Here is a 21,611-nt window from a genome sequence, read left to right as displayed (position 1 = left end):
TCAGCCCTTCACACACACGACCTGCTTCAGCTTCGCCACGACCTCCACCAGGTCCCGCTGCTGGTCGATGACCTGCTCGATCGGCTTGTAGGCACCGGGGATCTCGTCGACGACGCCGGAGTCCTTGCGGCACTCCACGCCCCGCGTCTGCTCCTCGAGGTCCTTGGTCGAGAAGCGGCGCTTGGCCGCGTTGCGGCTCATACGCCGGCCCGCGCCGTGCGAGGCCGAGTTGAAGGACAGCTCGTTGCCGAGGCCCTTCACGATGTACGAGCCCGTGCCCATCGAGCCGGGGATGATCCCGTACTCGCCCGAGCCCGCGCGGATCGCGCCCTTGCGAGTGACGAGCAGGTCCATGCCCTGGTAGCGCTCGCGGCTCACGTAGTTGTGGTGGCAGCTCACCTCGGGCTCGAAGGTCACCTTGGCCTTCTTGAACTCCTTGCGGATCACGTCTTTGAGGAGCGCCATCATGATCGATCGGTTGTACCTGGCGTACTCCTGGGCCCAGTAGAGGTCGTGCTCGTACGCTGCCATCTGCGGGGTGTCCGCCACGAACACGGCGAGGTCGCGGTCCACCAGCCCTTGGTTGTGCGGGAGCTTCTGCGCAACCCCGATGTGGTGCTCGGCGAGTTCCTTGCCGATGTTGCGGGAACCGGAGTGGAGCATCAGCCAGACAGAATCTGTCGAATCCGTGCAAACTTCGACAAAATGATTTCCGGATCCAAGCGTCCCCATCTGCTTCCCCGCCCGCTCGTGACGGAATTTGACCGATTCGGCGACCCCGTCGAACCGCGCCCAGAAGTCGCCCCACCCCGCGGTCGGGAACCCGTGCAGCCGCCCCGGATCCACGGGATCGTCATGCATCCCCCGCCCCACCGGAATCGCCTGCTCGATCTTCGACCGCAGCCGCGAAAGGTCGCCCGGCAGGTCGTTCGCCGTCAGTGACGTCCTCACCGCCGACATGCCGCAGCCGATGTCCACCCCGACCGCCGCCGGGCACACGGCGCCCTGCATGGCGATGACGGAGCCGACCGTCGCACCCTTGCCGTAGTGGACGTCCGGCATGACCGCGAGGCCCTTGATCCACGGCAGGGTCGCGACGTTGCGGAGCTGCTGCAGCGCCACGTCCTCGACGGTCGCGGGGTCGGTCCACATGCGGATCGGGACCTTCGCGCCGGGCATCTCCACGTACGACATGTCTTCCTCATTCCCCCGAAGGTGCAGCAAAAGTATTGAAATGCTCAGAACGCAAAAGCGGCGCCAAGGTCGAGGAAAAGGGACAACGGACCGGCGTCCACAGCAGTGCGTGCGATACACATTGTCTGCAGTGGACGCCCCGCCGCGGCAAGCGAATTACCAGCGGGGACACTGGAGCACCCGGACCGTCGAGAGGAGCCTGACCGTGCAGCGGAAGGCGTATGTAACCGGCACCGCCGCCCTCCTCGCGGCCCTGCTGGTCGGCTGCACGAGCGGGTCGGACGACACGGGCTCGACGGACGACGCGAACCCCGGTGACGCCGGCACGGCGACGGCGGTGGCGCAGCCCGGTAAGTACCGCACGCTTCCGGAGCCCTGCGGGGCGGTCAGCCACGGGACGCTCGACTCGCTTCTGCCGGGCATCAAGCAGATGACCGACGAGGAGCAGCGGGACAAGGCCTATCAGGGCGAGGCGACGCTCACGTACGACACGGACCGCAAGGTCGGCTGTCGCTGGAAGGCCGATTCCACGGATGCGACCGATCATCTCCTGGTCGATTTCGAGCGGGTGGTGTCGTACGACAACGCGGTCAGCGACGACAGTCAGGCGGAGAGGCTCTTCGCGGGCATGCAGACCGCGGCCGACCTTCCGGCGCCCGAGTCCTCCGCGCCGGAGGCTTCCGCGTCGGAGTCCTCGGCGGGGTCGGCCTCCGGGTCTCCTTCGGTGTCGTCGTCCGCCTCGGCCGCCGGCGGGGAGTCGGCGGCCACGGTGGCGGCCTCCGCGGCGGCTTCCTCCACCGCGTCGCCGTCCGGTTCCCCCTCGGGTTCCCCGGGTTCCCCGGGGGCCGCCGCGGCCGATCTGCAGCCCCGCACTCTCGACGACCTCGGTGACGAGGCGTACCTCGACGACGAGACGACGAGCGCCGGTTCGACGGCGGAGCAGCGGACGGTGACTGTGGTGTTCCGCACGTCCAATGTGATCGTGACCATCGCGTACACGGAGCAGCCGACGACGCTCGGTGCCGTGCCGGACAGCAAGGAAATGCAGGACAGGGCGCGTAATCTGGCGGGTCTGCTGGATGACGCGCTGGGTGGTTAGAGGTGCCGCGGGGGTCGTCGGGGGGCGTGTGCGAAGCCCGCGAACGGAGGCCGCACAGCTCGCTCACCGCGTACCGTGGCCCATCGGACCCCGATCCGACCGCAGGAACCACGAGCGTCATGAGTGAAGGAACCATGCAGCGAGCAGCCCAGCGAGACGACCAGCGTGCCCAGCGAGTCCAGCTTCTTCCCCGCCTCCTTGTCTGCGCGGCGGCGGTCCCCGTGATGCTGGTGGCCGCCGGCTGCTCCGGCTCGGACTCCGACTCCGGGGATGCGGCGCAGGGTTCGCAGCAGACCGCCGCGGCCGGTGCGGACGCGGGCAGTGCCTCCCCGAGTGCTTCTCCGACGGTGGAGGCGGCCGCGTACGCGAAGCTGCCGGAGCCGTGCAAGGTGCTGTCGAAGAAGACTCTGGGCGAACTCGTCCCGAAGGGGGCGAAGTCGGGCAAGGAGGGTACTTCGAGTGACACTTCGGCCCGGTCGAGCTGCTCCTGGAGCAGCCTCGCCAACAACGGGGTGAAGGGGTCGCAGTTCCGTTGGCTGAACGTTTCGATGCTCCGTTTCGCGTCGGACGCCAACCGGGGTTCGGGCGAAAAGCAGGCGCAGGCGTACTACGCGGACCAGGTCAAGGCGGCGCAGACGGCGCCGGGTGCGAAGAACGGCAAGACGGAGCAGGTCGCCGGGACGGGTGACGAGGCGTCGGTGGTGCGCTACGACCTGAAGAAGAAGGAAGGCGACTTCAAGCAGCAGACGGTGGTGGCGCGCGTGGAGAACGTCGTCGTCACGCTGGACTACAACGGTGCGGGTCTGGCCGGCGAGAAGTCTCCGAGCGCGGACGACCTGGTGAAGTCGGCGGAGAAGGCGGCCAAGGAGGCGGTGGCCGCGGTGTCGGCGGCCAACGGGCAGGGTGCGGGCGGCAGTTCGGACGCGGGTTCGGGTGGGGCGAGTTCCTCGCCGTCGAAGTCGGCGTCCGGGTCGGCGTCTCCCTCGGCTTCCAAGAAGGCTTCCCCGAGCGCTTCTCCGTCGAAGTCGGCAGCCAAGAAGGACTGACCGGCACCACGTTTGCCGTACAGGTGTGCCACCCTGTTGCGCGCAAGAAGACGCAATGGGAGGGGAGTAGCGAGTGGCCGCGCCACTGCAGCTGACTCGGATGCACCGCGTTCTCATCGGCGTGGTCGTGACCGGCGCCGTGATCATCGCCGGTATCGGCTTCGCCGGTTCGTACGCGGCGGTCCGTGAGCTGGCCATCAAGAAGGGCTTCGGGAACTTCTCCTATGTGTTCCCGATCGGCATCGACGCGGGTATCTGTGTCCTGCTGGCCCTGGACCTGCTGCTGACCTGGATCCGTATCCCCTTCCCGTTGCTGCGTCAGACGGCGTGGCTGCTGACGGCGGCGACGATCGCCTTCAACGGTGCCGCGGCCTGGCCGGACCCGCTGGGTGTGGGCATGCACGCGGTGATCCCGGTGCTGTTCGTGGTGGCGGTCGAGGCGGCCCGGCACGCGGTCGGCCGGATCGCGGACATCACGGCGGACAAGCACATGGAGGGCGTCCGTATCACGCGCTGGCTGCTCTCGCCGGTGCCGACGTTCCTGCTGTGGCGTCGTATGAAGCTGTGGGAGCTGCGTTCCTACGAGCAAGTGATCAAGCTGGAGCAGGAACGTCTCGTCTACCGGGCGCGGCTGCACTCCCGCTTCGGCCGGGCGTGGCGGCGGAAGGCTCCGGTGGAGTCGCTGATGCCGCTGCGTCTGGCGCGGTACGGGGTGCCGTTGGCGGAGACGGCTCCGGCCGGGCTGGCGGCGGCGGGCATCGAGCCGGTGCTGCTGCCTCCGGCGCCGCAGCCGTCCGCGGCGGTGACCGCGGCACCCGCGGCACCCGCTGCCGGGCAGCGCCCCGAGCTGACCCGGCCGAGCGCCGCCCAGCCGGGGAACCCGGCTCAGCCGGGGGGTGCGGCTCAGCCGGAGGGCGCCGCGCAGCCGGAGGGCGCCGCGCAGCCGGAGGCCGCAGCCCGGCGCGAGGGTGCCGCCCAGCCGGGCGGCGCGCCGGAGCCCGAGCAGAGCCCGTGGTTCCAGGCTCCGAAGGAGGTCGACTACCAGGGTGGTTACGACCCGGCCTACGAGCCCGTCCCCGACCCCTCTTTCGGCCCTCCCTACGACCTCCAGTACGCGCCGGAGGAGCAGTACGAAGGGTGGTACGAGGAGCAGGAGCCGGAGCAGTTCCAGCAGGCGCCCGGCCCGGAGGAGACCGGCAGCTTCCCCATTCCGTCCGGTCCCGGCCGTACCCGCCAGCTCGGTGAGGGTGGGGGTACGCCGCAGGTGGAGCCGGACGAGGAGGCGTACTACCAGGTGTTCCGCCAGTCGATCAACGGCAGCCTGCCCACGCCGCGCCAGTTCCAGGACGGGGTCGAGGCGACGTACGGGATCACGTTGCCGGACCAGGAGGCCAAGCGCATGGTGAATCGGTTCTCCAACCGCTTCAACGCGGAACTGGAAGAGGACCACATCGCGTAGGGCCTGGCATGGAACGGCATGGCATGCGAAGGCGCCCGGTGCTACGAGAGCACCGGGCGCCTTTCTGCCTGGGGCCTACTCCCCGAGCAGGGCCCGCACCCGCTCCTGTCCCACCGCGAGCAGCAGCGTGGGCAGGCGCGGGCCGGTGTCGCGGCCGACGAGCAGGTGGTAGAGCAGGGCGAAGAAGGACCGCTGGGCGGTCTTGATCTCCGGCGGCAGCTCCTTGGGCGTGGCGTCGGCGGGGAACCCGGCCTGGACCTTGGGCACGCCGTAGACGAGGTGGGTCAGTCCGTCGAGCGACCAGTTGTCGGCGAGCCCGTCGAGGAGCAGCCGGATCGACTGCTGGGAGGGCTCGTCGAGGGACTTCAGCAGTTCGGCGTCGGGTTCGCCGCGGACGATGGTGCGCTGGTCGGCCGGGACGTGGGTGTTGATCCAGGCCTCGGCCTTGTCGTACCGGGGCCGGGCCTCGTCCAGGGAGCCGAGCGGGTTGGCCGGGTCGAGCTCGGACAGGATGCGCAGGGCCTGGTCCTGGTGGCCGGCGGTGATGTCGGCGACGGAGGCGAGGGTGCGGTAGGGCAGCGGGCGGGGCGTCTTCGGCAGTTCACCGGCGGCGGTGCCGACGGCCCGGGTGTACGCGGCGACGTCCGCCGGGAGGGCGGAGCCGTCGGTGACCTTGCCGGCGAGCTTGTCCCACTCGTCGTAGAGCCGCTGGATCTCCTGGTCGAACGCGATCTTGAAGGACTGGTTGGGCCTGCGCCGGGCGTACAGCCAACGCAGCAGCTGCGGCTCCATGATCTGCAGCGCGTCGGCCGGGGTGGGCACGCCGCCGCGTGACGACGACATCTTCGCCATGCCGCTGATGCCGACGAAGGCGTACATCGGCCCGATCGGCTGCTTGCCGCCGAAGATCCCGACGATCTGCCCGCCGACCTGGAAGCTGGATCCCGGGGAGGAGTGGTCGACGCCGGAGGGCTCGAAGACGACGCCCTCGTACGCCCACCGCATCGGCCAGTCGACCTTCCAGACCAGCTTGCCGCGGTTGAACTCGCTGAGCCGGACGGTCTCGGAAAAGCCGCAGGCGGTGCAGGTGTAGGCGAGCTCGGTGGTGTCGTCGTCGTAGGAGGTGACCGTCGTGAGGTCCTTCTCGCAGTTGCCGCAGTAGGGCTTGTACGGGAAGTACCCGGCGGTGGAGCTGCCGTCGTCCTCGGCGGCCGCGCCGGAGCCCTCGGCGGCCTCCAGCTCGGCCTCGTCGACGGGCTTCTGCTGCTGCTTCTTGGCGGCGGCCTTGGGCTTGGTGCGGTACTGGGCGAGGATCGCGTCGATGTCGCCGCGGTGCTTCATGGCGTGCAGGACCTGGTCGCGGTACGCGCCGGAGGTGTACTGCGCGGTCTGGCTGATCCCGTCGAACTCGACGCCCAGCTCGGCCAGCGACTCGATCATGGCGGCCTTGAAGTGCTCGGCCCAGTTCGGGTACGCGGACCCCTCGGGGGCGGGCACGGAGGTCAGGGGCTTGCCGATGTGCTCGGCCCAGGACTCGTCGACGCCGGTGACGCCGGCCGGGACCTTGCGGTAACGGTCGTAGTCGTCCCAGGAGATCAGATGCCGGACCTGGTACCCGCGCCGCCGGATCTCGTCGGCGACGAGGTGGGGCGTCATGACCTCGCGGAGGTTGCCCAGGTGGATCGGGCCGGAGGGCGAGAGCCCGGATGCGACGACGACCGGTTTGCCCGGGGCCCGACGCTCCGACTCCTCGATGACGTCATCCGCGAAACGGGAGACCCAGTCGGTGGTCTCGGTGCTCTGAGCCACGATCGGCACGTCCTCTTTGTCCTGGGAGTTCTGCTCCATGGGCAGCCGGTACGGTCGCACGGCTGACCGCACCATTCTCCCAGACCGACTCACGCCCAGGAAAACCGCTTTACCCACCGTGGGATACTGGCCGGGTATATCCATCCCCACGAGGAGAACGGCACCCATTCCTATGGCCTCGGTCACGTCCCTCAGCGACTCCGTCCAGCAGCACCTCGCGTCCGCCCTCTCGGCCACCCTGCCGGAGGCCGCCGGCGCGGACCCGCTGCTGCGACGAAGCGACCGGGCCGACTTCCAGGCCAACGGGATCCTGGCGCTCGCCAAGAAGGCGAAGGCGAACCCGCGGGAGCTGGCGACGCAGGTCGTCTCCCGCATCGCCACCGGTGACGTGATCAAGGACGTCGAGGTCTCCGGCCCCGGCTTCCTGAACATCGCCATCGCCGACAAGGCGATCACGGAGAACCTGGCCGCGCGCTACGCCGACGACACCGGCCGCCTCGGCGTGCCGTACGCCGAGCACCCGGGCACGACGGTCATCGACTACGCCCAGCCGAACGTGGCGAAGGAGATGCACGTCGGCCATCTGCGGTCCGCCGTCATCGGCGACGCGGTGGGCCGGCTCCTGGAGTTCACCGGCGAGAACGTGGTCCGCCGCCACCACATCGGCGACTGGGGCACCCAGTTCGGCATGCTCATCCAGTACCTGGACGAGCACCCGCACGAGCTGGACCACAAGCAGGGCCAGGTCACCGGTGACGAGGCGATGTCGAACCTCGACCGCCTCTACAAGGCGGCGCGCAAGCTGTTCGACTCCGACGAGGAGTTCAAGACCCGTGCCCGGCGCCGGGTGGTGGACCTCCAGGCCGGCGAGCCGCACACCCTCGCCATGTGGCAGAAGTTCGTGGACGAGTCGAAGATCTACTTCTTCTCCGTCTTCGAGAAGCTGGACATGGAGATCCGGGACCCGGACATCGTCGGCGAGTCGGGTTACAACGACATGCTGGCGGAGACCTGCCGCCTCCTGGAGGAGTCGGGGGTGGCGGTCCGCTCGGAGGGCGCCCTGTGCGTGTTCTTCGAGGACGTCAAGGGCCCGGACGGCAACCCGGTCCCGCTGATCGTCCAGAAGTCGGACGGCGGGTACGGCTACGCGGCCACCGACCTGTCCGCGATCCGCGACCGCGTCTTCGGTCTGAAGGCGAACACGCTGCTGTACGTGGTGGACGCCCGGCAGTCCCTGCACTTCCGGATGGTCTTCGAGACCGCCCGCCGGGCGGGCTGGCTCGGCGACGACGTCAAGGCGCACCAGCTGGCCTTCGGCACGGTCCTCGGCAAGGACGGCAAGCCGTTCAAGACGCGTGAGGGCGAGACGGTCAAGCTGCAGGACCTCCTCGACGAGGCCGTCGACCGGGCCACGGCGGTCGTCCGGGAGAAGGCCGAGAAGGTGGGCCTGGCGGAGGACGAGATCACCGAGAACGGCCGGTACGTCGGCATCGGCGCGGTGAAGTACGCGGACCTGTCCACCTCCGCGGTCCGGGACTACAAGTTCGACCTGGACCAGATGGTCTCGCTGAACGGCGACACGTCCGTCTACCTCCAGTACGCCTACGCCCGTATCCAGTCCATCCTCCGCAAGGCCGGCGAGGCGAGCCCGGCGGCCCACCCGGAGCTCGAACTGGCCCCCGCGGAGCGGGCGCTCGGCCTCCACCTGGACCGGTTCGCCGAGACGGTCCTGGAGGTGGCGGCGACGTACGAGCCCCACAAGCTGGCGGCGTACCTGTACCAGCTGGCGACGCTGCTCACGACCTTCTACGACCAGTGCCCGGTCCTGAAGGCGGACACGCCCGAGCAGGTCGAGAACCGCCTGTTCCTGGTCGACCTCACGGCCCGCACCCTGCACCAGGGCATGGCCCTGCTGGGGATCCGGACGCCCGAACGCCTCTGAGGCCCGGGAAGGACAGGGCGCTGGCGGCCCCACGGCAACCACCCAACCGACCTGAGATTCCCAGCCTCTCCGCCAGCCTCCCCAGCCCCTCCGTGATCTCATCCGGGGTCGGGGTCACGCAGCACAGGCGGAGGGTCGAGCGGTCAGGGGTGCCGGCGCAGAAGGGGGCGCCGGGAACGTAGGCCACGTTCTGCTCGCCCACGCGCGGGAGCAGGGCCTTGGTGTCGTACGCGTCCGGGACGCGACAGCCCGCTCCGGCCCGGTCAGGGCTTGTTGCCGACGGCCGCGTACACGTTGATGTCGGCGTCCGTGACGTCGTTGATGTCGGCGTACCGGACCTTGTCGATGGCGTCGAGGGTCGCCAGGTAGCCCGGCTCCGGCTGCTCGGGGACGGGGGCTGCGTGGTCGGGGCGCCAGTGGTGGGCCGGGACGACGCCCGGGTCGGCGAGTTCGAGGCCGGTGTCCGTGAAGAACCGCTCGACCTCGGCCTTGGAGCGCAGCACGAACGTGAACCCTCGTTCGGTGTACGTCCGCTGGACCGCGCGGATGTTGTCGGGGTTGAGGTCCTCGGTGAGGTGGCTGAGGACCAGTCGGCTCCCGGCGGGCAGCGCCTCGACGAGCCCGCGCACGATCGGGTACGCGTCCTCGTCCTCGACGAAGTGCAGGATGGCGACCAGGCACAGTGCGATCGGCTGGTCGAAGTCGAGCGTCTTCGCGGCCTGTTCGAGTATGTGCGCGGGGCTGTTGAGGTCGGCGTCGATGTAGTCCGTTCGCCCCTCGGGTCCGCTGGTGAGCAGGGCGCGTGCGTGCGTGAGGACGACCGGGTCGTTGTCGACGTAGACGACCCGTGCGTCGGGGAGGGTCCGCTGGGCGATCTGGTGGACGTTCTCCGCGGTGGGCAGGCCGGTGCCGATGTCGAGGAACTGACGGATGCCGTCCTGCCGGGTCAGCGTGGTGACCGCGCGGCGCATGAAGTCGCGGTTGTGCCGTACGTCGAGGTAGCCGCGGGGGTTGGCGGCGAGCGCGGCTGCGGCCGCGTCACGGTCGACGGGGTAGTTGTCCTTGCCGCCGAGGAAGACGTCGTAGACCCGGGCCGGATGGGCCTGGGTGGTGTCGATCCTCCTTCTCAGCTCGGCGGGGTCGTGGCTGAGGGCATCGCCGGACATAGAGGCCTCTCCCGGGCAGTCGGTCGGTCGTTCAGCGGACAACCACTGAGCAACCTGCCAACTACCGGGGAGTGTTGATGGTTCCCGCGGCGCCCCTGCGGCCGGTCGCCTACCAGTCGCCCCGCCCCAGCTTCTGCGCGGCCTCGGTCGCCCAGTAGGTGAGGATGTTCCGCGCGCCGGCCCGCTTGATGCCGGTCAGTGTTTCCAGGATCGCCCGGTCCCGGTCGACCCAGCCCCTCTCGGCGGCGGCCTCGATCATCGAGTACTCGCCGGAGATCTGGTAGGCGGCGACGGGCACGTCCACGGCGTCCGCGACGCGGGCGAGGACGTCGAGGTAGGGGCCGGCGGGCTTGACCATCACCATGTCGGCGCCCTCCTCCAGGTCCAGGGCGAGCTCCCGCAGGGACTCGCGCCAGTTCGCGGGGTCCTGCTGGTAGGTCTTGCGGTCGCCCTTGAGGGAGGAGGCGACGGCCTCGCGGAAGGGGCCGTAGAAGGCGGAGGAGTACTTGGCGGTGTAGGCGAGGATCGCGACGTCCTCGCGCCCGATCTGGTCGAGCGCGTCGCGGATGACGCCGATCTGACCGTCCATCATGCCGCTGGGGCCGACCACGTGGGCGCCGGCGTCGGCCTGGACCTGGGCCATTTCGGCGTACCGCTCCAGGGTGGCGTCGTTGTCGACACGTCCCTGCTCGTCGAGCACCCCGCAGTGGCCGTGGTCGACGGTCTCGTCGAGGCACAGGTCGGACATGACGAGCAGCTCGTCCCCGACCTCGGCCCGCACATCACGGATCGCGACCTGGAGAATCCCGTCCGGATCGGTCCCCGGTGTCCCGAGGGCGTCCTTCTTGCTCTCCTCGGGCACGCCGAACAGCATGATCCCGGAGATCCCGGCCGCCACGGCCTCCGCCGCCGCCTTCTTCAGACTGTCCCGGGTGTGCTGGACGACACCGGGCATGGCGGCGATCGGCACGGGCTCGCTCACGTCCTCCCGGATGAACGCCGGGAGGATGAAGTCGGCGGGGTGCAGCCGCGTCTCGGCGACCATCCGCCGCATGACCGGCGAGGTCCGCAGCCGCCGCGGACGCGTACCGGGGAAGGATCCGTACTTCGTCATGCCCTCTACGCTACGCCCGCCACTCCCGTGCCTTTGCCGACGGGCAGTCGGCCCGTTCGGCCCGCCCCTCAGTGTCCGCCGAGCCCGGCGAGCACCCGATCCACGATCTCCCTCCGGTCATTGGCGCGAGACGCCCGGGAACGGAACTCCTCCAAGCGCCGGACCACGCTGAGCGGAACGTCCTCCGTTTCCATGTCGTCCACGCACTGGCCTACCGCCCGCAGCGCCCAGTACTGGTTGAAGGGGAGCGGCTCGACGACCGCCGCGTCGACCAGCGCGCCCAGTGCCTCCGGCTCGGGCAGCCCGTACAGGCGCGCGTAGGTGGCAAGGCGCATTCCGGCGTCCTGGGAGCCCAGCAACGCACCGGCGTCGAAGTCGCGCACACGCTGCGTCGCGCGCACCAGCCGGGCGAAGATCTGGTCCATCCGGTGGTTCCGTGCCGGGCCGCTGCGCTGCTCCAGGCGCACCTTCACGTATTCGGCGGCCAATTCCCGGACCGCTTCCCAGGCCGCCGTGTCGTCCACGGTCCCGCGGTCAGGGCCGTCACCGACGAGTGCCGCGTTCGCCGTGCGCTGGACGGCCTCGATCCTGCGTTCGATGTCCCGGAACTCGATCTTTCCGATGCCCGGCACCTCGATACTCCGGAACAGCTCCCCGAGCCACGGCACCACGGCCACCACCAGCAGCATCACCGTGACGCCGTCGATCCGCAGGCCGGGCGCCAGAACGTGCACGACCGCGAGCCCCGCACCGACGCACGTCAGCACCACCGCACCGGCCCGACGCCGCAACCAGTGCCCCACCCCGGCGCGCCGCTCCCGATCTCCCTCACCCATGCGGGCCAGCATCCCAGACACGCCACGGCGAGGCGGGCACTTCGTGCACTGGCCCACGCGGCGGCCGGGACAGCCGTTCCAGGCCGAAGCCGTCTCATCGCGGCGGGCAGCCGGTCAGCATCGTGTCACTCCTACGGGAGCGTGGCTGGAGCCCGATCAGAGGCCGTCCACCCATGCAGGTCTGCATCGCGGAGGCGAGATCACGACGAAGGTGATCCGGTCAGGAGTGGCCCCACGGACGCAAGGTTCATGCCGCAAGTATAAAAACGGCTCCCTCTGACGCAGGCGGCTCGCGCAAGGCCCACGGGCCGGTACAGCAGGCTCATGCGACACACACATCCTCTCCTGGCACCGTCCGGGAGGCGCGGCAGTCGCGGCAGCGACCGGGACGCGGGGCGCGGAAGGCGCGTTCGCAGCCGTCACAGTTCTGGAGCGGGTCGGGCCGACGGATGGCTTCGACCGTCCTCTCGGTGGGCGGCGGGACTGCGGGCCGGGCGGGGAGCGGGACCGGCCGCATCGCATCGAGCCGATAGGCGAGCACGCCGGCCGGGTGCGGCATGTTCGCAGGGAGATCGGTACTCAGAGCCCGGTGAACAGCGGCCTCCGTGGCACCGACCGCGAACCACGCGGCGACGGCGGGGGCGAGCCGGTCCACCTGCCGCTGGGAGAGGACGAGACGTTCGTCGGTGCGGCGCAGGTCCGCGAGGACGGCAACGGCCTTGTCGTGATACCGGTGGCGGTGGTCGCGTTCCCTGGGCGGCTTCGATGGCGTTGCAGGTGAGGGCGGTTGGGGTCGGTCGGCGGGGGTATCGGGCGCAGGCGGGGCTTCGGATGCGGGTTCGGGCGCGTGCTGGTGAGGGGCTTGGTCGTCCTCCTCGGGCGTCTCCTGTACGACCGCGCCCGCCTCGGGCTGACGGCCGCGGGTACCGGTCGTCGGCGCCGGACGCGCAACCATGCGCAGGGGCGCGACGGCGGCGCGGTTCGGGGCGGGGGTGTGGTGGACGTACGTCCGCGTGACCAGGCGGCCCGAATCCGTGTGCTCACGGACCCGCGCCAGATAGCCGTGCGCCTCCAGCTCGCGCAGCGCGGAGGCGATCCGTTCCCGGCCCTCGGGGAAGCGGTCCGCGAGGCTGCGGATGTCGACCGGGGTGCCCTCGGGCACCGACAGGATGTGGGTCGCGAGTCCGATGGCGGTCAGGGACAGCTCGCGGTGCTGGGCCAGGTGGTTGCCGACGACCACGTACTGGCCGGACTGGTACGTGCGTACGTGGGTGACACCGGAGGGGGTGGTGGATCGTCGAACACCCTGAATCGGGCGCCGGGCAGCGTTAGGCTTCTTCTCAGCCATGGGGAAGGGTTCGCTTCCTCGTTGGTTAGGCCCTCGCACTGGGATTGCCGTCCCGGCGGGGGCCGATGCATGTGTGGGCTTGTGGAGTTGCGAGGCCGTCGAGTTGCCTCGGGGTGAGACTGCACGCCCGAGCCGCCGCCACGCCAGCCAGATCGACCGCATTCACCCGCTCGGGTGACCTGCACGAGGTTTGGTTGGGTTGGTTGGTTTTTTCCCTGGGTTCTTTGGTCTTTTACCGCCCGCAGCCCCGGCCCGCGCGCCACCGGAGCACCTGCTTCCGGGCTCCGGCATGACGCCGCCCGGCCCTTCCGGACCGCCAGCGTGAACGAAGTCCGCACCCACGCAACGGATCTCGCGGCGGCCCGACCGGCCACGGTCGCGGCCTGAGACCATCGGGCCCATGGGCAAGCACTCCCGACCCGGACCGCCGAACCAGCCATCGCGGGCGATCCCCAGGCTGGATGGCGACGACCGGCTCGCCGCGTACGACAAGCGGCGCCGCCCCCCGCTCGATGTCCACCGCCGACACCGGCCCCTGCAGGGCGGTGGCGGGCACCTCCGCCCCGGGGAGCCGAGGGCGCTGGAGGAGTGGAACGGATTCGCGTACGAGCCTGCGGGCACCGCCGCGAACCTCGCGGAGGCCCAGCGGTGGGTGAACCGACAGACGGCCGGTGACGAGCCGGAGGCGTAGCGATCGAGGGGACGTGCGCCCGACCCGTCAGTCGTCAGGATGGGAGAACGCCGTCACCGGTCAAGGTCCACTTCCGCCCAGACGGTTTTCGACGGCACGGGCCCGCACCGCACTCCCCAGCGGTCCGACAGTTCCTCGACGAGCAGCAGCCCGTACCCCGACTCCCCGGGTGAGTCGGCGGTCACCTGCGGGCTGACAGGCAGTCGGTCACCTCGCGTGTCCGTGACCTCGATGCGGAGTACGGCGGACCGCGTGACGGAGAGGGCGAGTCGGAAGCTCCGGCCGGGGACGCGGCCGTGCAGCGCGGCGTTCGCCGCCAGTTCGGCGACGATCAGACGAGCCGGGTCCAACGGCACTCCCCATGAGCGCAGTTGCTCAATGGCGAGCAGCCGGGCGAGCCGGGCGCCGCGAGGGGTCGGGGACAGGGGCACGAAGAACTGGTGCGCCGGGGTGTCGAGGGTGGAGATTCGCTCATTCACGTCACTCAGCGTGTTCGCACATGCGTAACTTGTGAAGGAGGTGGCCCCGTGCGACCGGTGACCGTCCGCGATGTGTCCGGTTCCGTCCGGGCTGTACGGGGTGACCGGGCGCGGAAGTTCGGGGTTGGTCCGGGAAGGGCGCGCTGCAGGAGGTTGGCGGACATGAGTGACTGGGACGCGGGTGACGACGAAGAGGCCGGGGCCGTGATGCGGACGGTCGTGCGGCAACTGAAGCTGTGGCGGGAGGCGGCCGGCCTCACCCAGGGCGAGTTCGGGGCAGCCATCGGGTATGGGGAGGAGCTGGTTTCCTCCGTGGAGCGGGGGCGGCGGATTCCCCGGCCGGAGTATCTGGAGGCGGCGGACGAGGCGCTGGGGGCGGGTGGTCGCCTCGCCGCGATGAAGAAGGACGTTGCAGAGGTCCGTTACCCGAAGAAGGTGCGGGACCTTAAGAAGCTGGAGGCAGAGGCTGTCGAGTTGTGCGCCTACAACAACTCTGTCATCCATGGGTTGTTGCAGACGGAGGAGTATGCGAGAGCGGTGTACGCGGGGAGCCGCCCGCCCTTCCTGGCGGACCAGTTGGAGCAGCGTGTGGCTGCCCGAATGGCCCGTCAAGAGATCGTGAGCGAGTCGGCCGGACACCCTCTCTTCAGCTTCGTCCAGTGCGAGTCGACGCTACGCCGTCCCATCGGAGGCAAGATGGTGATGCGGGCACAACTCGAACGACTGCTGGAGGTTGGCAAGTTCCGGAACGTGGACCTGCAGGTCCTTCCCCTGAACCGCGAGGACAACTCCGGTCTCGGCGGCTCGTTCAGACTGGTCAGGCTCAAGGACGGAACCTCGGTAGGACACGTCGAGGTCCAGGAGATCAGCCGGGTGATCACTGACCCGAAACACGTGCAGGTCTTGGACATGCGCTATGGAATCATCCGGGCGCAGGCTCTCACCCCACGAGAGTCGATGGCCCTCATCGAGAAAGTGCTGGGAGAGACATGACTCATAGGCTCGTTGCCGGAGACAGGACAGCTCTGGAGTGGATAAAGAGCACTTACAGCACTGCTGAGGGCCCGGACTGTGTCGAGGTGGCCGCCGTCCCCGACCACATCCTCGTCCGAGACTCCAAGAACCCCGACGGGCCCCGCCTCGCCCTCACCCCAACCGCCTGGGCAACCTTCCTGCCCTACGCCAGCGAGTACTGACCTACGCGTCGGGCGGGCCCTCGTACCGCGACAGCAGATACGAGGGCACGTGACCACTGGTCAGGCCAGGCCTTCTGCCATCTCCTCCGCCTGCTTCAGCACCCGGTCGATCGCGTCCCGCTGCTTGCCCGGCGGGTAGCCATACTTTCGCAGCAGGCGCAGAACGCGGGCCATGATCCGATCCCTGGCCTGTTCCTTCACCTTCCAGTCGACCGTGACGTCCTTCCGGATCTGCTCGTAGAGCTCGTGGGCGATCTTCGCCAGGAGGCTGTCCTCCATTTCGTCCAGCACTGACGGGTCGGCGGCGAGCGCGTCGTAGAAGGCGAGCTCGTCCTCGGTCAGTCCGAGCTTCTTCGCCCGGCCACGGTCGGCAGACACCTCGCGCGCCAGATTGACCAGGAACTCCATGAACTCGGCGGCTGTGAGCAGGCCGTTGGTGTACCGGTTCATGGCGGCCTGCATCTTCTTGGTGAAGGTCTGCTGCCGGGTGAGGTTGTTCGGATGGGCCTCCTTGATCTCTTTTACGAGCGCCCGCCGCAGCGCCGCGATGGCGAGGTTGGGGTGCCTGCTGGCCTGGAGATCGCGTAGCACCCGATCGTCCAGATGGGACAGGTCGGGCTTGGTCAGCCCGGCCGCGTCGTAGATGTCCACCACGCCGTCGGTCGCGACGACCGACTCGTTGAGCTGGGCGATCAGCAGGCGTACGTCGGCGGCCGTGGCGAGGCCCTGCTCTTCCTTCTCGTCCATGGCGTACTTCTCGCGCGAGGTGCGCACGGCCTCGAAGAAGCGGATGTCGGGGAGCAGGTCCTGCACCCGCTGATCGGTCGGGCATAGGGAGAACGCCTGACGCAGCAGGTTGGCGTGATAGGCGAAGCGTTGCCTGCGGGTGGCCTTGCCGGGTTCCAGCCCTCGTTCGGGGGCGATCAGGAACTCCAGCACCTCCGTCAGAGCCTCCCGGTAGGCGCTCGGCCCGCCCGCGTCGCGGATGCTCCGCCAGGGGCAGTCGGCGAGGAGTTCGTCGAGGTGCTGGTGACTCTCCCGGACGAGCTTGACGGCCTCGTGGAGGTCGGCACCGAGCATGGGGTGTTCCTGGTCCCGCTCGGAGTACTCGGCCAGGGCCTCCTTGATCTCGCGGATCACTCCCTGGAAGTCGACGACCAGGCCGGACGGCTTGCCCGGCCAGGTGCGGTTGACACGGGCGATGGCCTGCATCAGGGCCGCGCCGCGCATCCGCTTGTCCAGGTAGAGGGTGTGCAGGGGCGGGGCGTCGAAGCCGGTCAGCCACAGGGACTGGACGATGACGAGTTGCAGTTCGTCCTTCTCGTCGGTCACCCGCTTCTGGATCTTCTTCAGCTGAGTGGGAGTCCGGACGTAGTCGGTGACCTCCGGGTCGTCCTTGGCCGGGTTGCCGGTGAACACCACCCTGATGCGGCCGGTGTCGTCGGTGAGCAGCTGAGACTGTGGGTCGCGGTCCCCGGCCCACTCCGGCCGACGGCGGATGATCTCCTCGAAGAGGCGAGCGGCGATGACCCGGGAGGCGCAGACGATCATGCCCTTGCCCGGATATCCGGTGAGCTTGGTCATCTCCCGGCTGCGCACGTCCCAGTGGTCGAGCAGCTTTCCGGCCAGCTCCTTGATCCGCTGCCGGGCGCCGATCAGGCTCTCGTACTCCCCGAACTGCTGACGAGCCTTGCGCTTTTCCTCCTCTGACAGCCCCTCTATCAACCCCTCGGCGCGTGCGTCGAGGTCATCGAGGTCGACGTCGGCCGGCAGGTCCACCCGGACAAGATGGGGCTCGTAGAAGACGGGAACGGTAGCTCCGTCATCGACGGCCTGTGTGAGGTCGTAGGTGTGGATGTTCTCGCCGAAGACGCCGCGGGTGCTGCCGACGCCGTTCTCGATGGGGGTTCCGGTGAAGGCGATGAACGTGGCGTTCGGCAGTGCGTCGCGCAGGTTGCGGGCGTAGCCGTCGATGAAGTCGTAGTGGCTGCGGTGGGCCTCGTCGACGACGACGATCACGTCGCGGCGCGGGGAGATGAGCGGGTGCCGGACACCCGCTTCCTTCTCCTCCTGGTTGAGGCGGAACTTCTGCAGAGTGGTGAAGATGACACCGCCGCCGCCCTCCTGCCGTTGGAGCAGCTGTCGGAGTTGGCTCGCGTCCTCCGCCTTCTCCGGCGGTCCGGTGATCTTCTCCAGGGTGCGGCTGGCGGCGAACGTGTCGTAGAGCTGGGTGTCCAGGTCGATGCGGTCGGTGAGGAGGACGAAGGTCGGGTTGGACAGCTCGGGGGTACGGGCGGCCTTGCCGACGTAGAACAGCATCTCCTCGCTCTTGCCGGCCCCCTGGGTGTGCCAGACGACGCCGGCCCGGCCGTCGGTGGCCACGGCAGACTCGGTGGCGCGTACGGCGGCGTTCACGGCGATGTACTGGTGGGCCTTGGCAAGCTTGACCGTGTCGACGGCGCCGGATTCCGGGGCCGAGTACGACAGGAAGTTTGCGACCAGGTCCAGGAACCGGGCGGGCTCGAAGGCGCCGTAGAGCATCCGCTCCAGCGCGCGGCCGTCCTGCCGCTCCTCCTTACGAAGCATGACGTCGTGCTCGTCGGCGTGCCAGGGGGCCATGTGCTGCCAGGGCGTGAAGGGGGTGCCGAGGCGGGCGGTGATTCCGTCGGAGACGAGGGTGACTAGGAGTGTGGCGAAGCTTCCGGTGTCCTTGAGCTCGCGCCGGTAGCCCTGGAGCTGGTCGTAGGCCGTGCGTGCGCTGTCGTTGCTGTCGGCCTTCTTCAGCTCGAAGACGGCGAGGGGGAGGCCGTTGACGTACAGCACGATGTCGAAGACGAAGGTGCGGTTCTTGGTGCTGCGCACCCGAACCTGGGAGGCGGCCACCAAGTCGTTGCCGTGCGGGTCGGCGAAGTCGAGCGGGCGGATGGTGGCGTGGCGCTTCTCGCCGGTGGTGGGGTCGTCGTAGGGGACGCGGACGCCGGCTGTCAGGCGCTCGTAGAAACGGTGGTTCTCACGGAGATCGTTCCTGGTGTGCCAGCGCAGCAGCTCGCTCGCGGCGTCCTCGGCGACGTGGTCGGGCAGACGCGGATAGCGGGCCCGGATCGCCTTGAGCAGGCGAGGGCGCAGAACCAGATCGTCCCAGTCCGCACGGATGCCGTACGCGGGCCCCAACTCGGGACCCGGAATGTGCTGCCAGCCGTACTCGGCGAGCAGGTCGAGCGCGTGCAGCTCCAGCTCTTTCTCCGTGAGCCGGTCTATCGGGGGCTCACCGAGCGGCTCCTCGGCACCTGCGGTCATACGACCTCCTCGACGGTACGGATCGCGTCCTTGACGCGGAGCTGGCCGGAGAGAAGTTGCGGGAGGAGGGTGTCGCGGAGGTCGGCGAGGGTGCGATTCTCGTGCTGCATGTGCGCGGCCACCGCGTCGGGCCCGGCCAGGCGCTCGTTGATCCTGCGTACCTCTTCACCTGGCGGCAGTACGACGGGCACGCCGCCGAGAATCGCCGTGTTCAGGTTCGGCATCGTCGCGCCGACCGCATGTTGTGCGATCCATTCTTGGATCTCGGGCTCGCCCAGGTAGTAGCTGATGAACAGCGGCTCTGCAGCCGATCCAACACGAACGCGCAGACACCCGGTGCCACAAAGCCAACCGGCCTCGTACTTCCGTACCAGTGCCCTACGCTTCACGTCGCCGCGACGGGAGTACACGATGTCCCCCTCCGCCAGGAGGTACTTAGACAGTCTTTCGGCGTCCGCAGCCGTAATCCGTGCGATTCCCTCCTCCGAAATGAAGTTGTCCCCGATGTTCTGGGGCATGACACTCGGAATCCCAGAGTCAACGTAGTCGGAGGCGTGCAATTGGCTTCCGAACGGACCTGTTTGGATAGCTCCACCACCGGCTGCACATAGTTTGCCAAGAGTCACACGTCGCCAATTGTGCCGGGCGGTGGTAACTTCGCGCGTCAGCGACATGAAACCGCCCCTGATCCAGAGCTCCTGCATGACGGCTCGACAAAGCTCACGAGCGGTGGAGGCAATCCGCTCATTGAAGGCGATCTTGTCATCCAGGGCGCCGAGAACTTCTGCGATTGCCTGCTGCTCCACCCGCGAAGGGAACGGAACCAGGATCCTCCTGAGCGTCGAAAGGGAATTGGCGATACTCGGAACCCCCACCTGTGAGGCATTGGCCAACAAAGCATGCTGCCCCTGCGGCGATCGGAACCAGTAATAATAGAACTCAGGCAGAGCCTTATTCTCGTCCAGACGCGCCTTCATCTGGCTCGACGAGATGACGTAAGAGGGGAACCGGGATGCGCGAGGAATCATGGAAACCTGACCAATGGTACCCTTCCGGGTGAAAACCAGATCCCCCGACGCAACGGCCGCAGACTCGACTTCCCTAGCTGTCGCTTCATCAAGGAAGACGAACCCTTCATCGCGGAACCTTCCGCCTCCCAGGTTTACACCTCGAATAAACGGCACCCCCGACGCAACGTAATCTTTGGTCGTTACCTTCGACCCAAAGGGACCGAGTGCGAAACCGGCCTCGCCGCGGTCGCCAAGAATACCGAAAGGAACAGTCGTCCAGCTGTTCATCACACCCTCCCCAACTGCTCAATCACAACCTGGGCCAACCGCTCCGACTCCGCGAACTGCTCCCGCAGCAAAGCCGTCAACCGAGCGATCTTCGCCTCCACCGGCTCCGCGTCCGGGTCGACCTCCGCCTCAGCCGCGCCCACGTACCGCCCCGGCGTCAGCACGAAGTCGTGCCCGGCCACTACATCCAGCGAAGCGCTCACGCAGAAGCCCGGGACGTCCTCGTACGGCCCGTAGCCCTCCACACCCCGCCACGCCCGCACCGTGTCGCCGATCCGGTGGACGATCTCCTCCCCCGTCAGCTCCCTGAGCGTGCGGTTCTTCATCACCCCGAACTCACGCGCGTCGATAAAAAGCACCTCGCCCTTACGCCCGCGCACCCACCCCGAGTGCCGCCCCTTCCCCTCCGCCATGAACCAAAGGCAGGCGGGGATCTGGGTGGACCGGAAGAGCTGGCCGGGCAAGGCGATCATGCAGGCCACCATGTCGTCCTCGACGATCGCGCGGCGGATGTCGCCCTCGCCCGACTGCTTGCTGCTCATCGAGCCGTTCGCGAGGACGACGCCCGCACGCCCGCCCGGTGCCAGCTTGCTGATCATGTGCTGGAGCCAGGCGTAGTTGGCATTACCGACGGGCGGGGTGCCGTACATCCACCGCTTGTCCATGCCAAGCAGCTCCCCGCCCCAGTCGGAGATGTTGAAGGGCGGGTTGGCCATCACCACGTCCGCCTTCAGCTCGGGGTGCTGGTCGTTGCGGAAGGTGTCGGCGGGCTCGTCGCCCAGCTTGGCCTCGACTCCGTGGATGGCGAGGTTCATGTGGGCCAACTGCCAGGTGGTCTGGTTGAGTTCCTGACCGAACACGGAGACGTTCAGCGGGTTGCCGCCATGCGACTCGATGAACTTCTCCGCCTGCACGAACATGCCACCCGAGCCGCACGCCGGGTCATACACCCGCTCGCCCTGCTTCGGTTCCAGGACCTCGACAAGGAGCTTCACCACGCTTTCGGGGGTGAAGTACTCGCCGCCCTTACGGCCCTCCTTCAGAGCGAACTCTCTGAGGAAGTACTCGTACACCTCGCCCATGACGTCCCGCGCGCCCTTGCGCGCGCCGTCCTCGCCCAGCTGCTCCTGGAAGACCAGCCGGTCCAGCAGCTTCACCAGGCCCGCGAGGCGCTCCTCGTCCACGCGCCCGCTGTTGTAGATCTTCGGCAGGGTCCGGTTCAGGGCCGGGTTGAACTTCTCGATGGCGCGCATCGCCGCGTCGAGGGCCTCGCCGAGGCTCTGGCCCTCGACCGTGCCTTTCGCCCGTTCCAACACGCTTTCCCAGCGGGCGGTCGGCGGGACGTAGAAGATCCCCGAGCCGGTGTACTCGCGGCGCTCCTCAAGGGTGGCGAGGATGTCGTCCTCGCTCCAGCCACCCTCCTCCCGCAGCTCGGCCTCCAGCTGCGCCCGCTTCTCAGCCATGGCGGCGGAGACGTACTTCAGGAAGACCAGGCCCAGCACGAAGTGCTTGTACTCGGCGGCGTCCAGACTGCCGCGCAGCTTGTCCGCCGACGCCCACAACACCTCCTCCATGGACGGAGCCTTGGTTGTCTTCTTACGTGGCGGCACGGGTGCCTCACTTCTTTCCTGTGCTTG

At 68.6% G+C, this 21,611-nt stretch carries 17 protein-coding genes and 1 pseudogene; 7 read left to right on the top strand and 11 right to left on the bottom strand.

Going from position 1 to position 21,611, the window contains the following annotated elements; genetic code table 11:
- Entirely contained in the window at nucleotides 1–1,194 is a 1,194-nt protein-coding gene (locus tag ACFY0F_RS24350; RefSeq protein WP_388798015.1) for an RtcB family protein, read from the bottom strand.
- A gap of 205 nt (nucleotides 1,195–1,399) precedes the next feature.
- On the opposite strand from ACFY0F_RS24350, the gene ACFY0F_RS24345 reads away from it, so the two are divergent.
- The 3 genes from ACFY0F_RS24345 to ACFY0F_RS24335 all read left to right on the top strand — a co-directional run bounded on the left by ACFY0F_RS24345 (nucleotide 1,400) and on the right by ACFY0F_RS24335 (nucleotide 4,798).
- Nucleotides 1,400–2,293, top strand: a complete 894-nt coding sequence (locus ACFY0F_RS24345) for a DUF3558 domain-containing protein (protein WP_388798011.1) — start codon at nucleotides 1,400–1,402, stop codon at nucleotides 2,291–2,293.
- 119 nt (nucleotides 2,294–2,412) lie between these two features.
- Nucleotides 2,413–3,339 carry a DUF3558 domain-containing protein gene (locus ACFY0F_RS24340; RefSeq protein ID WP_388798008.1) on the top strand — a complete coding sequence of 309 codons (927 nt, stop codon included), beginning with the start codon at nucleotides 2,413–2,415 and terminating at the stop codon, nucleotides 3,337–3,339.
- Nucleotides 3,340–3,412: 73 nt separating this feature from the next.
- Nucleotides 3,413–4,798 carry a DUF2637 domain-containing protein gene (locus ACFY0F_RS24335; protein WP_388798005.1) on the top strand — a complete coding sequence of 462 codons (1,386 nt, stop codon included), beginning with the start codon at nucleotides 3,413–3,415 and terminating at the stop codon, nucleotides 4,796–4,798.
- A gap of 75 nt (nucleotides 4,799–4,873) precedes the next feature.
- On the opposite strand, the gene lysS is transcribed toward ACFY0F_RS24335, so the two are convergent.
- Nucleotides 4,874–6,616: a lysine--tRNA ligase gene (gene lysS, locus ACFY0F_RS24330; protein ID WP_388798616.1), complete on the bottom strand. Its 1,743-nt coding sequence runs from the start codon at nucleotides 6,614–6,616 to the stop codon at nucleotides 4,874–4,876.
- A gap of 163 nt (nucleotides 6,617–6,779) precedes the next feature.
- Between lysS and argS the strand changes: the two genes are divergently transcribed.
- Nucleotides 6,780–8,549 (top strand): arginine--tRNA ligase, encoded by a 1,770-nt coding sequence (gene argS, locus ACFY0F_RS24325; RefSeq protein ID WP_388798001.1) that lies wholly within the window; start codon nucleotides 6,780–6,782, stop codon nucleotides 8,547–8,549.
- A gap of 61 nt (nucleotides 8,550–8,610) precedes the next feature.
- Here argS and ACFY0F_RS24320 read toward each other — a convergent pair.
- The 5 genes and pseudogenes from ACFY0F_RS24320 to ACFY0F_RS24300 form a co-directional block, all read right to left on the bottom strand.
- Nucleotides 8,611–8,793 (bottom strand): annotated as a pseudogene (locus ACFY0F_RS24320) (PLP-dependent aminotransferase family protein); the annotation flags it as partial.
- Between the two features lie 19 nt (nucleotides 8,794–8,812).
- Entirely contained in the window at nucleotides 8,813–9,715 is a 903-nt protein-coding gene (locus tag ACFY0F_RS24315) for an SAM-dependent methyltransferase (protein ID WP_388797998.1), read from the bottom strand.
- A 109-nt stretch (nucleotides 9,716–9,824) separates the two neighbouring features.
- Nucleotides 9,825–10,829 (bottom strand): porphobilinogen synthase, encoded by a 1,005-nt coding sequence (hemB, locus tag ACFY0F_RS24310; protein ID WP_388797995.1) that lies wholly within the window; start codon nucleotides 10,827–10,829, stop codon nucleotides 9,825–9,827.
- Nucleotides 10,830–10,897: 68 nt separating this feature from the next.
- Nucleotides 10,898–11,665, bottom strand: coding sequence for a hypothetical protein (locus ACFY0F_RS24305; protein ID WP_388797992.1), 768 nt, complete (start codon nucleotides 11,663–11,665; stop codon nucleotides 10,898–10,900).
- Between the two features lie 322 nt (nucleotides 11,666–11,987).
- Nucleotides 11,988–13,013 (bottom strand): helix-turn-helix domain-containing protein, encoded by a 1,026-nt coding sequence (locus tag ACFY0F_RS24300; protein WP_388797989.1) that lies wholly within the window; start codon nucleotides 13,011–13,013, stop codon nucleotides 11,988–11,990.
- Between the two features lie 400 nt (nucleotides 13,014–13,413).
- On the opposite strand from ACFY0F_RS24300, the gene ACFY0F_RS24295 reads away from it, so the two are divergent.
- A complete protein-coding gene (locus ACFY0F_RS24295; protein ID WP_388797986.1) occupies nucleotides 13,414–13,704 on the top strand; it encodes a DUF6087 family protein in 291 nt (96 codons plus the stop codon).
- A gap of 53 nt (nucleotides 13,705–13,757) precedes the next feature.
- On the opposite strand, the gene ACFY0F_RS24290 is transcribed toward ACFY0F_RS24295, so the two are convergent.
- Nucleotides 13,758–14,192: an ATP-binding protein gene (locus ACFY0F_RS24290; RefSeq protein WP_388798613.1), complete on the bottom strand. Its 435-nt coding sequence runs from the start codon at nucleotides 14,190–14,192 to the stop codon at nucleotides 13,758–13,760.
- Nucleotides 14,193–14,345: 153 nt separating this feature from the next.
- Here ACFY0F_RS24290 and ACFY0F_RS24285 point away from each other — a divergent pair, with 153 nt between their 5' ends.
- Nucleotides 14,346–15,176, top strand: a complete 831-nt coding sequence (locus tag ACFY0F_RS24285; RefSeq protein ID WP_388797983.1) for a helix-turn-helix transcriptional regulator — start codon at nucleotides 14,346–14,348, stop codon at nucleotides 15,174–15,176.
- Nucleotides 15,173–15,379 carry a DUF397 domain-containing protein gene (locus tag ACFY0F_RS24280; protein ID WP_388797980.1) on the top strand — a complete coding sequence of 69 codons (207 nt, stop codon included), beginning with the start codon at nucleotides 15,173–15,175 and terminating at the stop codon, nucleotides 15,377–15,379. Before ACFY0F_RS24285 ends, ACFY0F_RS24280 begins: the two co-directional genes overlap by 4 nt.
- Before the next feature lie 60 nt (nucleotides 15,380–15,439).
- Here the strand turns inward: ACFY0F_RS24280 and ACFY0F_RS24275 are convergent, their stop codons facing one another.
- The 3 genes from ACFY0F_RS24275 to ACFY0F_RS24265 are packed head-to-tail and all read right to left on the bottom strand — an operon-like array spanning nucleotide 15,440 to nucleotide 21,584.
- A complete protein-coding gene (locus ACFY0F_RS24275) occupies nucleotides 15,440–18,676 on the bottom strand; it encodes a type I restriction endonuclease subunit R (protein WP_388797977.1) in 3,237 nt (1,078 codons plus the stop codon).
- Nucleotides 18,673–19,974 carry a restriction endonuclease subunit S gene (locus tag ACFY0F_RS24270; RefSeq protein WP_388797974.1) on the bottom strand — a complete coding sequence of 434 codons (1,302 nt, stop codon included), beginning with the start codon at nucleotides 19,972–19,974 and terminating at the stop codon, nucleotides 18,673–18,675. Before ACFY0F_RS24270 ends, ACFY0F_RS24275 begins: the two co-directional genes overlap by 4 nt.
- Nucleotides 19,974–21,584, bottom strand: a complete 1,611-nt coding sequence (locus ACFY0F_RS24265; protein ID WP_388797971.1) for a type I restriction-modification system subunit M — start codon at nucleotides 21,582–21,584, stop codon at nucleotides 19,974–19,976. The genes ACFY0F_RS24270 and ACFY0F_RS24265 overlap by 1 nt, the downstream gene beginning before the upstream one ends.
- Nucleotides 21,585–21,611 lie beyond the last annotated feature (27 nt).

It is taken from the genome of Streptomyces sp. NPDC001544 (assembly GCF_042894285.1).
GTDB lineage: Bacteria > Actinomycetota > Actinomycetes > Streptomycetales > Streptomycetaceae > Streptomyces.
This window is presented reverse-complemented; position numbering and strand designations above follow the sequence as displayed.

Coding starts and splice junctions, on each gene's coding strand:
- ACFY0F_RS24280 (WP_388797980.1), top strand. CDS start 15,173: ATGACTCATAGGCTCGTTGCCGGAGACAGGACAGCTCTGGAGTGGATA.
- ACFY0F_RS24275 (WP_388797977.1), bottom strand. CDS start 18,676: ATGACCGCAGGTGCCGAGGAGCCGCTCGGTGAGCCCCCGATAGACCGG.
- ACFY0F_RS24295 (WP_388797986.1), top strand. CDS start 13,414: ATGGGCAAGCACTCCCGACCCGGACCGCCGAACCAGCCATCGCGGGCG.
- ACFY0F_RS24300 (WP_388797989.1), bottom strand. CDS start 13,013: ATGGCTGAGAAGAAGCCTAACGCTGCCCGGCGCCCGATTCAGGGTGTT.
- ACFY0F_RS24350 (WP_388798015.1), bottom strand. CDS start 1,194: ATGTCGTACGTGGAGATGCCCGGCGCGAAGGTCCCGATCCGCATGTGG.
- ACFY0F_RS24315 (WP_388797998.1), bottom strand. CDS start 9,715: ATGTCCGGCGATGCCCTCAGCCACGACCCCGCCGAGCTGAGAAGGAGG.
- ACFY0F_RS24270 (WP_388797974.1), bottom strand. CDS start 19,974: ATGAACAGCTGGACGACTGTTCCTTTCGGTATTCTTGGCGACCGCGGC.
- hemB (WP_388797995.1), bottom strand. CDS start 10,829: ATGACGAAGTACGGATCCTTCCCCGGTACGCGTCCGCGGCGGCTGCGG.
- ACFY0F_RS24305 (WP_388797992.1), bottom strand. CDS start 11,665: ATGGGTGAGGGAGATCGGGAGCGGCGCGCCGGGGTGGGGCACTGGTTG.
- ACFY0F_RS24340 (WP_388798008.1), top strand. CDS start 2,413: ATGAGTGAAGGAACCATGCAGCGAGCAGCCCAGCGAGACGACCAGCGT.
- argS (WP_388798001.1), top strand. CDS start 6,780: ATGGCCTCGGTCACGTCCCTCAGCGACTCCGTCCAGCAGCACCTCGCG.
- ACFY0F_RS24285 (WP_388797983.1), top strand. CDS start 14,346: ATGAGTGACTGGGACGCGGGTGACGACGAAGAGGCCGGGGCCGTGATG.